At 62.5% G+C, this 15,137-nt stretch carries 13 protein-coding genes; 7 read left to right on the forward strand and 6 right to left on the reverse strand.

The features are described from left to right. Positions 1-47: 47 nt before the first annotated feature. Entirely contained in the window at positions 48-1,805 is a 1,758-nt protein-coding gene (gene arsA, locus DXZ77_RS10660) for an arsenical pump-driving ATPase (RefSeq protein WP_055344895.1), read from the reverse strand. A 28-nt stretch (positions 1,806-1,833) separates the two neighbouring features. Continuing rightward, complete coding sequence (gene arsD, locus DXZ77_RS10665) at positions 1,834-2,256, reverse strand: arsenite efflux transporter metallochaperone ArsD (protein WP_008598604.1); 423 nt, start codon at positions 2,254-2,256, stop codon at positions 1,834-1,836. 112 nt (positions 2,257-2,368) lie between these two features. Between arsD and DXZ77_RS10670 the strand changes: the two genes are divergently transcribed. From DXZ77_RS10670 to DXZ77_RS10685, 4 genes are all read left to right on the forward strand, one after another. Beyond that, positions 2,369-2,716, forward strand: a complete 348-nt coding sequence (locus DXZ77_RS10670; RefSeq protein WP_002546835.1) for an ArsR/SmtB family transcription factor — start codon at positions 2,369-2,371, stop codon at positions 2,714-2,716. Positions 2,717-2,744: 28 nt separating this feature from the next. Then, a complete protein-coding gene (locus DXZ77_RS10675; RefSeq protein ID WP_115031389.1) occupies positions 2,745-4,139 on the forward strand; it encodes an FAD-dependent oxidoreductase in 1,395 nt (464 codons plus the stop codon). A 288-nt stretch (positions 4,140-4,427) separates the two neighbouring features. Further along, positions 4,428-5,519, forward strand: a complete 1,092-nt coding sequence (gene arsB / locus DXZ77_RS10680; RefSeq protein ID WP_057374826.1) for an ACR3 family arsenite efflux transporter — start codon at positions 4,428-4,430, stop codon at positions 5,517-5,519. 141 nt (positions 5,520-5,660) lie between these two features. Beyond that, complete coding sequence (locus DXZ77_RS10685) at positions 5,661-5,984, forward strand: hypothetical protein (RefSeq protein WP_057374825.1); 324 nt, start codon at positions 5,661-5,663, stop codon at positions 5,982-5,984. A 370-nt stretch (positions 5,985-6,354) separates the two neighbouring features. Here DXZ77_RS10685 and DXZ77_RS10690 read toward each other — a convergent pair whose 3' ends face one another. Beyond that, a complete protein-coding gene (locus DXZ77_RS10690) occupies positions 6,355-7,665 on the reverse strand; it encodes an FUSC family protein (RefSeq protein ID WP_181816127.1) in 1,311 nt (436 codons plus the stop codon). Positions 7,666-7,884: 219 nt separating this feature from the next. Here DXZ77_RS10690 and DXZ77_RS10695 point away from each other — a divergent pair, with 219 nt between their 5' ends. Then, the gene (locus DXZ77_RS10695) at positions 7,885-10,164 is read left to right on the forward strand and encodes a carbon starvation CstA family protein (protein WP_115032893.1); all 2,280 of its coding nucleotides are present in this window, start codon (positions 7,885-7,887) and stop codon (positions 10,162-10,164) included. Then, complete coding sequence (locus DXZ77_RS10700; protein ID WP_115032076.1) at positions 10,164-10,397, forward strand: YbdD/YjiX family protein; 234 nt, start codon at positions 10,164-10,166, stop codon at positions 10,395-10,397. Before DXZ77_RS10695 ends, DXZ77_RS10700 begins: the two co-directional genes overlap by 1 nt. A 71-nt stretch (positions 10,398-10,468) precedes the next feature. On the opposite strand, the gene DXZ77_RS10705 is transcribed toward DXZ77_RS10700, so the two are convergent. Both DXZ77_RS10705 and DXZ77_RS10710 read right to left on the reverse strand, forming a co-directional pair. Next, positions 10,469-10,654, reverse strand: a complete 186-nt coding sequence (locus DXZ77_RS10705) for a hypothetical protein (protein ID WP_028327460.1) — start codon at positions 10,652-10,654, stop codon at positions 10,469-10,471. Positions 10,655-11,092: 438 nt separating this feature from the next. Continuing rightward, positions 11,093-13,006 carry a heparinase II/III domain-containing protein gene (locus DXZ77_RS10710; protein ID WP_115032077.1) on the reverse strand — a complete coding sequence of 638 codons (1,914 nt, stop codon included), beginning with the start codon at positions 13,004-13,006 and terminating at the stop codon, positions 11,093-11,095. 315 nt (positions 13,007-13,321) lie between these two features. Here DXZ77_RS10710 and DXZ77_RS10715 point away from each other — a divergent pair, with 315 nt between their 5' ends. Continuing rightward, a complete protein-coding gene (locus DXZ77_RS10715; protein WP_115032079.1) occupies positions 13,322-14,065 on the forward strand; it encodes a chymotrypsin family serine protease in 744 nt (247 codons plus the stop codon). Positions 14,066-14,135: 70 nt separating this feature from the next. Here DXZ77_RS10715 and cysE read toward each other — a convergent pair whose 3' ends face one another. Continuing rightward, complete coding sequence (cysE, locus tag DXZ77_RS10720) at positions 14,136-15,002, reverse strand: serine O-acetyltransferase (protein ID WP_115032081.1); 867 nt, start codon at positions 15,000-15,002, stop codon at positions 14,136-14,138. Between the last annotated feature and the right edge of the window lie 135 nt (positions 15,003-15,137).

The following is a 15,137-nucleotide window of genomic DNA, read 5'->3' on the forward strand; positions in this document are numbered from 1 at the left end:
CGCCGGATCCACCAGTTGGGTCCGGCGGGTAGGCGTCACTCCCTGAGTCAGTTGCTGAGAGCGGTGAGCTGTTGCGTGCCGACGGGTTCGCGGGTCTGGGTGGGGATGACGGCCATGCGGTTGGTGGTGGCGGCCACCGCGTCCAGCTGCTGTTGCTCGGAGCGTGCGCGGGTGGCGAGCAGTGGGCTGGTGGGGTGGGCTGCCGCGAGGGAGTTGTTCACGACCCACGCCCACGGGTGGATGTTGGCGCGTTCCAGGTCGCTGGCCAGGGCCTGCGCCTCGGTGACGGGGGTGGTCTCGGGCAGGGTGACCACGATGATCTTGGTGTGGTCGGGGTCTTGGAGCCGCATCAGCGGGGTGGTGACGTGGCCGCGCTGGTCGTCGTCGAGGTGGCGGGTGATGTCGCGGTGGTAGGAACCGGTGGCGTCCATCAGGAGCAGGGTGTGGCCGGTGGGGGCGGTGTCCATGATGACGAACTGGTCGCGGGCCTTGTTCACGGCGCGGCTGAACTGCTGGAAGACGGCGATCTCCTCGGTGCAGGGGCTCATGAGGTCCTCGGCGAGGGCGGCGCGGCCGGCGTCGTCGAGCTTGGCGCCCTTGGAGGCCATGACGTGGTCGCGGTACTCCTGGATGGCCTTCTCGGGGTCGATGGCGCTGACCTCGAGCCCGTCGACGTCGTTGCCGAGGGTGGTCGACAGGTGCGCGGCGGGATCGGTGGTGGTGAGCAGGACCTTCTTGCCGCGCTGGACCAGGGCGATGGCGATGGCGGCTGCGACGGTGGTCTTGCCGACACCGCCCTTGCCCATCGTCATCACGAGCCCATGGTCGGCCTCGGCGAGCTGGTCGACCAGGCCGGCGAGGTGCGGCTGCTGGCCGATGCCCTGCCCGCCGGTGTCCTGCGCGTCGGCCTGCGGGGCGTCCTCGTCGTGGAACAGGGTGGCGAGTGCCTCCAGGCCGACCATGTTGACGCTCTTGAGGCTCACCGTGTCGCGGGGCAGGGCTGCCAGGGCGGCAGGCATGGCAGCGAGCGCGGCCTGTTCGCGGTCGTGGATGGCGCGGGACAGGTCGTCGGTGGCGGCCGCGGCGGGCAAGACGCCGTTGACGACCAGGTTGGTGGCGTGGATGTCGAGCTCGGCGAGCTCGTCCAGGGTGCGGGCGACCTCGCGCAGCGTGGACTGCTGGGCCCGGGCGACGAGCACCAGGCGGGTGCTGGTGGGGTCGGTGAGGGCCTCGACGGCGGCGCGGTAGGTGGCGCGGTTCTTCTCGAGCCCGCTCATGGGCCCCAGGCAGGACGCGTCGCCCTTGCCGTTGTCAAGGTAGCTGGTCCAGCTGCCGGGCAGCTGCAGCAGGCGGATGGTGTGGCCGGTGGGGGCGGTGTCGAAGATGACGTGGTCGTAGCCGGCGGTGGCCTGGGTGTCGGCGAGCAGGTCGGTGAACTCGTTGAACGAGGCGATCTCGGTGGTGCAGGAGCCCGACAGCTGCTCGGTGATGGCCTCGATCTCCTTGATGGGCAGGACCGCGCGCACCGGTTCCAGGATCTTGTTGCGGTAGGCCTCAGCGGCCTCGTCGGGGTCAATCTCCAGCGCGTCGAGGCCGGGCACCTGCGGAATCGGGGTGATCTTGTTGCCGATGGTGGCACCGAACACCTGGGCGATGTTGCTCGCCGGGTCGGTGCTGACCAGCAGCACCCGCTTGCCCTGGTGGGCGAGGTGCACGGCCGTGGCGCACGCGATGCTGGTCTTGCCGACACCGCCCTTGCCAGTGAAGAAAAAGTGCCGGGGCGGGTTGTCGAGAAACTGGGTCATCACAATCTCCTGAAAGTTCGAGTCGGGGTCAGCAGCAGCCGGACACGGTGCTGGTAGTGGCGGGCTGCCCACAGCAGCCAGTGGACGCGGCGGGGGCTTCCTGCTGCGGGCCGCAGCATCCGCCCTGGGGCTGGGCGTCCTTCGTCGGGTTCAGGCCGGCGTAGCGCTCCAGCTCGTCGCGGCGCGGGTGGCGGCCGGCCAGCACGGTGACGTCGTCGACCAGCGTCAGGGGTAGCCCCTCGGAGCCGGCGGCCTGCAGGAACTTGACGACCACGGGGTGCTCCGCGAACTGCGCCGGCTCGCTGGCCAGATTGGCGCGGTGGACGTCCACCCCCTGCGCCTTGAGGGCGTTGACCGCGGCGGTGAAGTCGACCAGCTCCTGGTCGAGGTCGGGGCCGCAGACCCCGGTGTTGCAACACAGTGCAGGTTCGAAGACACGGATGACGGGCATGGGAAACCTCCGGCTCGGGTGGAGGACGACCATCACGCATTGATGACCGTCGATATGAGTGAGCATGTCACACGTATCGACAGGTGTCAATATGAGCGGGTAGCATGTCTTCATGACCGAACTGCTGGAAGCCCCGATGGCCGCCGCCGAGGCCTGCGCGCCGGGTGGTGGCACGATCTCGATGGAGCAGGCGGAACGGGTTGCGCTCGTCGTGAAGGCGCTCGCTGACCCGGTGCGGCTGCGGATCCTGCACCACATCGCGGCCAGCCGGTGCTCCAGCGTGTGCGCGTGCCACATGCCCGAGGTGTTCGGCGTGACCCAGCCGACGCTGTCACACCACCTGAAGAAGCTGGTCGAGGCCGGGCTGGTGGACAAGGAAATGCGCGGCAAATGGGCGCACTTCACCCCGCGACCCGAAGGGCTGGCCGCGTTGCACGAGTACCTCGCCATGCTGGGCTGAGGCCCGGCGACCCGAAAAGGACATCCCCATGCACGTTGTGTGCGTCGGCGGCAGCGATGCCGGCATCTCCGCGGGGCTGCGTGCCCGCGAACTCGACCCGTCGACCGAGGTCACTGTCGTGGTGGCCGACGCCTACCCGAACTTCTCCATCTGCGGGATCCCCTATTACATCTCCGGCGAGGTCGGAGGCTGGCACCACCTGGCACACCGCACCCGCGCCGACCTGGAGGCCGCGGGCCTGCACCTGCTGCTCGACACGCGCGCCACCCGCATCGACGTCGACGCCCGACAGCTCGAGACCATCGGACCCGACGACACCCCCGCCCTGGTCGACTACGACGCGCTGGTGGTCGGCACCGGCGCCCGGCCCGTGCGTCCCCCGATCACCGGACTCGACACCCTCGGCGCCGCCGACGGCGTCCACCTGTTGCACTCCATGGGCGACACGTTCACCCTGAGCGACTCCCTCGAGAAGCTGCAGCCGCGCACCGCCTTGGTTGTCGGCGCCGGCTACATCGGCCTGGAGATGGCCGAAGGCCTCACCACCCGCGGCATCCACGTCACCCAGGTCGAGGCCGCCCCCGAGGTACTGTCCACCCTCGACCCCGAACTCGGTACCCTCGTCCATGCCGAACTCGTGCGGCACGGGGTCGATATCCACACCGGTACGAGCGTCACCGGCATAGCCAAGGGTGCTGACGGCCTGCACGTGACCGGTCAGGCCAGAGACGGCGAAGCCCTGTCGTGGGATGTGGACCTCGTTCTGGTCGTGGTCGGTGTCACCCCCGAGACCGACCTGCTCGTCCGATCTGGAGCCCAGACCGGGCCCCGCGGTGCGGTGCTCGTCGACGAGACGATGGCCACCGGCCTGCCACACGTGTGGGCCGCCGGCGACTGCGTCGCCACCCACCATCGCCTGCTCGGCACCACCTACCTCCCACTGGGCACCACCTCCCACAAACAGGGACGGGTCGCCGGCGAGAACGCGCTGGGCGGCAACGCCCGATTCGCGGGCAGCATCGGCACCCAGGTGCTCAAGGTGTTCGACCTGGTCGCAGCCCGCACCGGGCTGCGGGAGCACGAAGCCATCGCCGCCGGGTTCGACCCCGCCAGCACCACCTCGGCGCCCGACGACCACAAGGCCTACTACCCGGGATCCCACCCCATCACCATCCGCATCACCGGCGACCGCGCCACCGGCAGGCTGCTAGGTGCCCAGCTCGTCGGGCACCTGACCACCGAGACCGCCAAGCGGGTCGACACCTACGCCACCGCGCTCTTCCACGGCATGGACGTGGCCGACATCAATGACCTCGACCTCGCCTACACACCGCCGCTGGGCTCGCCCTGGGACGCCATCCAGATCGCCGCGCAGGCATGGGTGACCCAGCACCAGCCAGCGAGCACTCGCACCCAACCCTGACTCCTTGCAGTAATGAGCGCCCCCGCCGAGCGTAAACCCCTGGGGCGCTCCTCAGCGCGCGCTCACCACCCGCCCACACCCCCGACGGGCCAATCGTCAGCACGCCGCCGCCAAGCCATCCCCACCCCCGCCATGACAGGTGACCTCCACCCGGCCTAGCTCCACGGCCGCACCCCGACGCACCCGAAAGGGTTGAATCTCGACGACGAACACCCTGTGACTTGTCATATTGACGGTTGTCTATATGATGAGGACGTCCATATCGATGATCGTCAATGTGAGGTAGTCATGGCCGTAATCACCACCGAACCACCGTCCACACCGACCCGGACGCCCGTGGCGCAGCAGCTGTCCACGCTCGATCGCTACCTGCCCGTGTGGATCCTCGCGGCCATGGTCGTCGGGCTCCTGCTGGGCCGTGTCGTCCCCGGCATCGGCACGGCGCTGGCCGCCGTCGAGGTGGACGGCGTCTCGCTGCCCATCAGCATCGGGCTGCTCGTGATGATGTACCCGGTGCTCGCCAAGGTCCGATACGACCGGCTCGGGACCGTCACCCACGACCGGCGCATGCTGGTCTCCAGCCTGCTGCTGAACTGGGTCGTCGGTCCCTTGGTGATGTTCACGCTGGCATGGACCTTCCTCGCCGACCTGCCCACCTACCGCACCGGCCTGATCATCGTCGGGCTCGCGCGCTGCATCGCCATGGTCATCATCTGGAACGACCTGGCCTGCGGTGACCGCGAAGCGGCCGCCGTGCTCGTCGCGATCAACTCGATCTTCCAAGTCGTCGCCTTCGCCGCGCTCGGCTGGTTCTACCTGTCCGCCCTGCCCTCCTGGCTCGGCCTCGAGCAGACCAGCCTGAACGTCTCCGCCTGGCAGATCGCCAAGAGCGTCCTGATCTTCCTCGGCATCCCGCTGGTCGCCGGATACCTGACCCGCACCCTGGGCGAGAACGCCTGGGGCCGCGAAACCTACGAGCACAGCTTCCTGCCGAAGATCGGCCCCTGGGCGCTGTACGGGCTTCTGTTCACCATCGTCGTGCTGTTCGCCCTGCAGGGCGAACAGATCACCAGCCGCCCCCTCGACGTCGTCCGCATCGCCCTGCCGCTCTTGGTCTACTTCGCGGTCATATGGGGCATCGGCCACCTGCTCGGACGGAGTCTGCACCTGGGCTACGAACGCACCACCACCCTCGCCTTCACCGCCGCCGGCAACAACTTCGAACTCGCCATCGCCGTCGCCATCTCCACCTTCGGTGTCACCTCCGGCCAAGCCCTCGCCGGCGTCGTCGGCCCCCTGATCGAGGTCCCGGCCCTCATCGGACTCGTCTACATCAGCCTCTGGCTGCGCAAACGCTACCCCGTCGACAGCCAGCACTGACCAGCCTTCTCACCCCCACAGGAGCGCCCATCACCACACCACCCACCCAGTGACCCGGCCAACCACACGACCCCGGGCGACCGCCCCCGCGAACGTCCAACCCCAACCCATTCGCTAGAACGATCAACCCAGGAAGGAACCATGCGCGACTACACCTCCGTCGACGGCTACACCATCGACACAGGAAGCAGCCCGTTCACCCCGCAGACCCCCGCGCCCGCCGTCCAGCCCAAGGCCGAAGCGTCGGCCGTCCAGCCCGAGCGCCAAGAGCCCGCCCCCGAAGCGGCTGCCCCGCGAACCTCCGAAGCCAGCAGCGCGCCGTGGAACTACACCACGCGCCAGGCCACCCACATCGACGAGGCCGGCTACAGGGACACCACACGGGGCACCATCGCCACCGACAACACCGACTGGAAGGGCGTGACCCGCGGGGTCGTCAAGAGGCGCTTTCCGCCCCAGCACTGACACCAACCCCATGGCACGCAACCCCACGCGCGTGCCATGGGCCTGCTGGCTCGCTTCGAAACCGGGCGGGTAGGTGTCCGCTATCCGATCCCGAACGGATCCTGTCCGCACGTAACGGGGTGGAGCCAATTGAGGCCGTCATTCCGGGGCCGGATTAGCTTGACACAGCCAGCTGGGGGTGCATTTCCCGATGGATGTATGTGCGGGGGTAGTTTTTGGTGGTGTTGCGACGTGGATTTTTTACTCGACGGTTAGTGCTCGTCGGTAGGTAGAAAAATCTTGGGGTGGAGTGGGATCTGTGTGGAAGGGGTGGCTTATCTGTCGTTTGTGGGTGGTGGTTGAGGTTGTTAATCGTGTGGCGGGAGTTGGTTTAAGAGGGGTGGTGTGGGCTTGTTGGTGGTGTGTTCGGAGTTTTGGGGTTGGGCGGTTCGGTGGTGGGGATGACGGGAATGATTCCGGTGTAGGTGAATTCGCAGGCGGGTAGGGCGCCGGTTTCGGGTTCTAGGTCATCGAGGATGCTACCGATGGCGGCTTGTGCCTCTTCAGCGTATTTTTCGTCGGCTTCACGGACGAGGCGGCGTGCATCTTCTAGTGAGGTGCCAAGGATCATGTAGTAGTCAACGATGATTGAGCGGACTTGGGCGCGCATGACTTCGGCAGACAGGGGGGCTTCGGCTACGGGGCGTGCGGTGCGGCGCGAGAGGTCCCACATGGTGGATTGGACGTTTTCGCGGGAGCCGCCTTTACCGAAGCAGAGAGCGAGGTCGTCGGAGATGCGGGCTAGTTCAATCATGAGTTGGACGTATTCTTCGGGAATTTCTTCGCCCATTTGGACCGAGATAGTGCCGCGGCGTACGAGGACGCGGGCGTTGCGGACGGCGCGATCCATGGGTTCGAGTGCGTCAGCGATGGTTTTCATTTCTTCGTGTCGGGAGCGGTACCAGGGCAGGATTGTGGTGATTTCGAGGGAGTCGGCGGCGAATCCGCGTAGCGTGGTGAGGTCTTTTTCCATGGCACGGGCTTCTTCGAGGACGTCTTCGGCTGCGTTTCGATCGGCGGTGCGGATGGTTTTGACGCTGCTAAGTAGGAGGCTGCCGAGGCGTTCGAGCAGAAGTGATGCGTGGGAGTTGGGTCTGCGGAACACGGAGCTGGGGACGATGCCTGCGAAGAGCAGACCGATGGATGCGCCGATGAGGGCTTCGCTCCAGCGTCCGGCTGGGGTGGTTGAGCCGGCGAGCATGGCGATGATGAGCCCTTGGATTCCTGCCTGGTTGATCATGAGGGTGGATGCGCCGAAGGCAGAGGCGAGCACCATGGCAATGGCAACGATGGCGCAGACTTGCCAGGCTCCCATTCCGACGGTCATGAAGAAAAGTTCACCGACGAGGGTGCCGATGGCTACGCCAATGGTGACTTCGGCGGCGCGGCTGAATCGTTTGCCGTAGCTCATGCCGAGGGTGAGGATCGCGGCTACGGGGGCGTAGAGGGGTACGGCGACGTTAAAGACGTGTTTAGCAATGAGGTAGGTGGCGCCAGCGGCGATGGAGCATTGCGCGATAAATGAGATTTTGGCGCGTACTTCGCGGGCTCGCTGTTTAGCTTGTCGGCGTGAAAGTTCGGCTGAGTGGTCGATCCAGCGACCACTGCTGCGTATGACGTTGCGTGGTGCGAATCGGAGCATGAGAAGTATTTTCGCGCGTGCTGGGTGTGTGTTCCATCTGGGGTGTGTGGATCCTCTGTGGAAGGACTCGGATTGTATGGCCAAGTGGTGGTGGTTGACCTGCGGTGATGGTGCGGTGTGAAACACATCTGTGTTTTGTTTCCAGGCAGCGTTCAGCAATGGCAGTCTGGTTGCAATTGTCAGACCATTTGCTCCTAGGGGCGCAGAACGGGGGAACTTATGGGCACTAGCCAGTCCGAAAATGCCGGGGTGCTTGCTCCTGAAACTGGTCCACCTCCAGTGGAAGTGGATCCGGCGGCGCGTGAGGCACATGAGCGTGCGTGGCCGGTTAAAAAGATCGCGACGTGGGCGATGATTTCGCTGCTTGGTGGCGTGGCGTGGGTGATGCTCGCGTTTGTGCGTGGCGAGACGGTGAACGCGATTTGGTTCGTGTTTGCTTCGCTGTGTACTTACGCGATCGCGTATCGGTTTTATGCAAAGTACATCGAAGACAAGCTGTTGCGTCCGGATGATTCTCGAGCCACTCCGGCTGAATATGCCGCTGATGGTAAGGATTTTGTCCGCACGGACCGTCGAGTGCTGTTCGGGCACCACTTTGCGGCTATCGCAGGTGCTGGTCCGCTGGTAGGGCCGATTTTGGCTGCGCAGATGGGGTACCTGCCTAGCACGATCTGGATCATCGTTGGTGTGATCTTGGCTGGCGCGGTTCAGGACTACCTCGTGTTGTTCTTCTCGATGCGTCGTGGCGGCCGTTCCATTGGCCAGATGGCTAAGGATGAGCTGGGGCCAATTGGTGGTGCAGCTGCTCTGCTGGCCACGTTGGCGATCATGCTCATCATCATCGCGATCCTCGCGCTGGTGGTTGTGAACTCTCTGGGCGATTCACCGTGGGGTGTTTTCAGCGTGGGGATGACCATCCCGATTGCGCTGTTTATGGGCGTGTACATGCGCTACTTGCGTCCCGGCAAGGTGGGTGAAGTGTCCTTTATTGGCGTGGTGTTGCTGTTGGCCTCGATCATCGCTGGTGGCTGGATCAACGCCAACCCAGGTCTGGCTGAGATTTTCCACATTTCTCGGGGCACGTTGGCGTGGGCGGTCATCATCTACGGATTTGTGGCTGCCGTTTTGCCGGTTTGGATTCTGTTGACTCCGCGAGACTACCTCTCCACGTTCATGAAGATCGGCACGATTGCGCTGCTGGCCATTGGCATTGTCGTGGTGCGTCCTGAGATCGCCACGCCTGCTTTTAGTGAGCTCGCGTTCCGCGATAACGGCCCGGTGTTCTCCGGTTCGCTGTTCCCGTTCTTGTTTGTCACGATTGCTTGTGGTGCGTTGTCAGGTTTCCACGCCACGATCGCCTCGGGAACAACACCAAAGCTGTTGGAGAAGGAACGCCAGGCGCGCATGGTTGGTTACGGCGGCATGCTGGCCGAGTCGTTTGTTGCGATCATGGCGCTTGTCTGTGCGGTCTCTATTGATCGCGGTCTGTACTTTGCTATGAACTCTTCACCGGCTGTCACCCAGGGAACAGTTGAAGGCGCGGCTGCATTTGTTAACTCTTTGGGCCTGATGGGTGTTTCCACCAGTGCTGATGCTCTTGCCGCGACGGCTCAGGCTGTTGGTGAGCCTTCGGTTGTTTCTCGTACTGGTGGCGCTCCAACGATGGCTATCGGGTTGGCGCAGATCATGCACCAGTTCCTTGGCGGGTCGAACATGATGGGGTTCTGGTACCACTTTGCGATCATGTTCGAGGCGCTATTCATTTTGACCAGTGTTGACGCAGGCACCCGTGTGGCACGGTTCATGCTGCAGGACACTCTGGGCAATGTGTGGCCGCGTTTCAAAGATCTTGACTGGTCTTTCGGGAAATGGTTCTGCACAGCAGCGATGGTTGCTGGTTGGGGATCGATTCTTCTTTTGGGGGTTCACGATCCTCTGGGTGGTATCAACACGTTCTTCCCGCTGTTCGGTATCGCGAACCAGTTGCTCGCGGCGATGGCGTTGGCTGTATGCCTGGCGATCGGTGCTCACATGGGCCGCAAGCGGCATTTGTGGATCATTGCTATTCCGCTTGCTTTTGCTGCGGCTGTGACGATCACTGGTTCGATCTACAAGATTTTCAGCCCCGTGCCCTCTATCGGTTACTGGGCACAGCACAATGCTTTCGCTTCTGCGCTGGCGGCAGGTAAGACTCAGTTAGGCACAGCTAAGTCTGTGGAGGCGATGGAAGCGGTTGTGCGGAACACGTTCGTGCAGGGTTCGTTGTCGATCTTGTTCGTAGTGTTGGCTGTGATTGTCATCGTGATGGCGGTGTGGCGGACTGTGCAGGCTATTCGCGGCAAGTCAGTGCTTAATACGGAGGATCCTGTAGTTGCTTCCGAAGTGTTTGCGCCGTCGGGGTTTGTTGCGACTCCGCTGGAGAAAGAGCTGGAGAAGCAGTGGCAGGGGTATTTCGAAAAACACCCTGATATTGCTGCGGCCCATCAGGCGGGTCATTGATGGTTGGTCTTTGTGTTGGAGGTTCTGTCGTGCGTGATGTGTGTGGCAGGGTGCGTGTTGCAGGACGTCTGGCGTGGAAGTCGTGGAAGTCGATTCTTGGCGCAGATAAGTACGAGCATTACCTAGCGCATCACCGCCGATTGCATCCGGGTTGTGAGCCGATGAGTGAGCGGGAATTTTGGGATCGTTACTACCGCGATTGTGAGCGCAACCCTGGTGCTCGGTGCTGTTGAGGCAGCGTGCTCAGTGTTACTCAAGAGTGGGTGGGCGAACACCAGCTGGTGTTCGCCCACCCACTCTTGAGTTAGCTGTTGAGTTGTCGCTGGATGTCTCCTCGTTCGCCAGCGGCGAGGCTGTAAGCCATGACGAGGGAGAACAGCAACGGGATCAAGGGGGCGAATGTGCCCCCTGCAGCCCACATGAGGGCGGCAAGCGCCAGTCCGATGATGAGTAGGGCTGGCGCGTTTTTGCGAGAAGTAAGGAGATTCATGATGGGTCACCCTTTCTCGTATGGGAGGGGGCCGGTGAGAGAGCCTCTCCCGTTCTTTAATGAACAGATGTGGTGCGGCTGTGCCGCAGTGTTGGTGTTGCCTCTGGGCGCTGGGGGCGGTGTTTGTCGTTAGGTGGTGCCTGAGTGCGTGGGGCAGGGGTGCCCTGAGGCTGCGGGCATGGTGATGCGGTGATGCTTGTGCCGGAGGGGAAAGGATGCGCCGGTTCGGCGTGGGTGGTGAGGGGTGTGCCTCATGGCGAACGGGCTCCTTTCGGTGGGGCCCGTGAGCGGGCTGAGCCGGAGTGAACGGTTTTGTACTGCTCCGGAGGGGTAGTGTGCCGCGGCGCCACGCAGTAAGGGGGCGCTAGATAATCCCCTTATGTTACGTGATGATTCAGGCAAATGGAAGTGTTTTGGTGGATAACAGTGTTGGGTAGTTCATCTGGGCAGTCTTGAGAGAGTTCCATCCGCACTCAGTGCTACTCCAGCGGTGCGTCGACCTACCTGAAACGTGTAGATCGTTGTAGTTCCGCTGGTGGTGACGTTCATGCTCACGCGGTCGTTGCTTCCTGAGGAGACAAAGGCTGTAGCAATGCGTGCGCTGCGTCCAGACAAGGCCCGAGAGATAACTGGCGCTGCCGATCGGCTGAAGTGGTTTTTCCACATCCAGCCCTGAATCGGTCGAGTTTTCCCTGCAACGATCGTGTTTTTCGTGCTGGAAGCACCAGGAGCGGGCAGGGTGAGCATGGTGGTCTTGCCAGCCACGTTGGGGGTGGTTGCGGTTGCTGTGTTCCCTCGTAGTGACACTTTTTGACCGGCAGGGAAGTGCCACATCTGTGCGAATGATGTTGCCTTCGGTTCGGAGGCAGTGTCCACGGTGATGACGATGTCGGGGTCGGACAAGAAGATCACGTCACGTTGTCGTTTCACGCCGTTGAGGGGAGCATCGTTCAGGCGGTAATAGTCAGCCCCAGTGGTGATGGAAGTTTTCCTCAACTGTGTGATCGGTGCGGTTTTCATGTTTGTGATGACGAGCTGATTGTGTGCTGCTGGTCCGGTGTAGAAGTCACGCCAGGCGTCGTCTTCGTAGCGTCCGGTTCCTGGGTCTCCTAGGATTTCTCGGCCGTTGCTGTTCCAGGTGAATGAGGTGTGGTCGTTGTGGCCGTGACCAGCTCTTCTGGGGCCGAACCGCAGGGCGTACATGGCTTCCTGGGCAGGGCGACGTCCTGGGGATCCTGCGGGTGTTCCCCACCCGGAGCGGCCAAAGGCATAGCCTGCGCTGTAGACCTTGACCCGTTGGGGTAGGGGAGCGCCTTGGGTGCCGTTGGAGGCGATCCACGCCTGAGCGGGTGTGCCTGTTGCGGCGGTTTCGCGTTTAGTGTCTCCCAATTGAGTCAGGTAGCCGTCTGGTTTGGTGGCGTGGTCGAGGAAAGTGGCCAGTGCTGCTCGTTTGTTTTGGATGGTTCGGGTTGCGGATGTGTTGATGTCGCATTCGGTGATTGCGGCGTCAACATCTCCCCAGATATCCCAGTTCCAGCGCGCATAACCGGTGGATTGTTCGTTGTTGGCGCCTTGGGTGTCGATAACGCGGGAGATTTCTGATGCGAGTTTTGATGCTGCGTAGCTGGTGTAGTCGTGGCGGCGCAGCATGCAGCCCACTCCCATCACGGCCAGGGTCTGCTCGGTGCCCACGTTGTGGTCGGGCCAGGTGTTTTTCTTCAGCCATTCGGCGTGCTGTGCCACTGAGGCATCTAGCCATGCGGGGATGGGCTTATTGAGTTGGATGAGTCCTGCGCGTAGGCAAGCTATAGCGTCGACGCGAGTGTGAGTTGCGTTACCTGCTCCAGGTCCGGTGGGCCATGGTGAGGGATTGTCTTTCACCCAGTCCTGGGTGATGGCAAGTGCTTTGTCGATGCCGGATGGGTCTCGGAATCGGGCTGGGCTGCGCGTGGATGCTTCTACCAGGGAGCCGATCCACATGAGTGAGTGGAACCAGGTGCGCCAGCTTTTGTCTTTATATGGATCAGCTTTCCAGTTGATGTTCTGCCCGGTACCGACTTTGGCTTTGCGTGTCTCTGGCCAGGAGAAATAGCCGGCTTCTACGCTCTTTTTTGGGTTGTGAGAAGGCAGAGAGCCGAACGATCGGCATACGTAGTGTTGGGACTTTCCTGCCTGGTCATAGTTCATTGCTGCCGAGACATATTGCGAAGTCAGGTGTGTTTGGGTAGCTGATGCCAGGGGCGCAGGGCCTAAGAAAGGTGCTGTTGCTGCTGAGGTGATGATGGCCACAGTGAGGGCAGCTGGCAGTGAACGCTTGCGGACGTGGCGTGGCAAGCGAAAAAGTGTGGTCATGAGGTGCCTTCCGTGGCTGTAAGATCCTGATTCTTAACGCCTTATCGCCCACACAACTTTGCACCTGAGCGCACCAATACAAACGTTTAAGACAGCACAACTTTTCAGCTCACACGATGTGAGTTTCGCCTGTTTACCGGCGTCGTAATCGCACCGTGACGCGATGGTGTCCACAGTGGTACCGACGCACCCTAGCCCACACTCTCCGTGCCGCATACGGTTGGTGTTGTGAGGGCGACTTCCCCCATCACAGCGGTACTGGAAACGGTGTCGCACTGCACATCCCACCTCACTACGCACCGATCAGGGTCAGCCATGCATCTCCGTTACATCGCGGCAACCGCCGCCGTCGCATTCACCGCTGCAGGTATCGTGGCGCCCGTCGCCACCCCGGCAGCATCCGCCGCACCCGCAGCAGCGACCACTGTCAAAGCCGACCGTCGGGTACCTACCGGTGCGCTTATTTCCGGAACCCCGCTTTCACGCCAGGCAACCAAACCCGGTAGCGGGCGGTCAGCAGGATACGAATGCACCATGGGGCTGCCAGCGCGTAAAGGTAACCAGCACTATCTGATCGTTTCTGGTCACTGTGGTGAATACGGCGAAACGCTGTACACCGCATGGAACAACGGCCGCCGTACCTCCATCGGCAAAATCACCGGTGTCTCCTCGAAATACGACATTGCCGCTGTTCGGACCACCCGTGCCATTGCAGCGAGCGTGTGGTCTAGCCGCGGTGGATCCAGCTCGGTGAAACGACTCACCGGTGTTGCCGACGCAGTGGCAGGAAGCAAAGTTTGCCAGCACGGTTACCGCTCTGGAACTGTCTGTGGCATCACTGTGCAGCCCATCACCCGTAAGCAGATCGACGCAGGCCTGGTGTTCGGTAAAGCAAGCGCAGGCACAGTAGGTTCACGCCCGGGTGACTCCGGAGGCCTCGTGGTGGACTCCCGCGGCCGAGCTATCGGCATCGTTGCTGAATCGACCGAAGATGGTCAGTGGATCGGTTGGGTCCCCGCTAAGCTCGCCCTTCGCACATGGGGAATGTCCGCTCTGTAATCCCCAATCCCCGAACGCTGTTGCGGCCCGGCGCCCCTCTCCCAGAGGGAGCCGGGCCGCAACAGCGTTGTCAGGGTTTGTCTACAGGTTCCTCACTAGCCTGCTCGATCAGCTCGTACACCTTCTCCGAAGCAGCCTCTACCTGCGGGACTTCACCGAAAAACTGATCCATGTCTAACGCTGGGAACGCAGAGGGAGGGAAGGAGACCGGCCTAGCCGGGACACCTGCCACCGTTGTATGCGGCGCGACCTCCTGCAAAACCACCGACCCCGCTCCGATTTTCGCGCCCTCACCCACCCGAATATTGCCCAATACCTTTGCGCCCGCTCCGATCATCACGCCTCGACCGATCTTCGGGTGCCGGTCGCCGCCTTCCTTACCTGTTCCGCCCAGCGTCACCTCGTGCAGCATCGAGAAGTCGTCTTCCACTACAGCCGTCTCACCGATGACCACACTTGTCGCGTGGTCAAACATCACGCCTTTACCGATGCGTGCGCCTGGGTGAATATCCACCGCAAACACTTCAGAAATCCGGTTCTGTAAGTACAGGGCGAATGCAGTTCTACCCTCCACCCAATAAAAATGCGCCACCCGATACGCCTGCACCGCGTGAAAACCTTTGAAATACAAAAGCGGAGCTGAATACCCTCGAGCTGCCGGATCTCGCGACATCACCGCCTGCAAATCCGCAAGCACTGCGTCCACCAACCCTGGCCCTTGCGCTAACGCCGCCGAAATCAAATCCCGCAACACCAGCGCCGTCATCGCTGTGTTCTCCAACTTCGTCGCTAACAAATGGGTCAGCGCAGCCTCCAAAGAGTCATGCCGCAACACGCAATTGTGCAGAAAACCCGCTAGCGCAGGCTCAGCCGTCGCATCCGCAGCCGCCTCTGCCCTAATCCGCTCCCACACCAGCTCATCAGCCACCAACTTCATACAGCACCAACCCTTTCGCACAAGCCCTCACGAGAGGCACATCACGCGAACTACGCCCCAACCACAAGCAAAAGCCATAACGTGGAAAACCGGGCGGAACTTCCCACCCCCGCCCCAAGGCCAGCCAACCCCTCA

The organism is Dermatophilus congolensis (genome assembly GCF_900447215.1).
Taxonomy (GTDB): Bacteria; Actinomycetota; Actinomycetes; order Actinomycetales; family Dermatophilaceae; genus Dermatophilus; species Dermatophilus congolensis_A.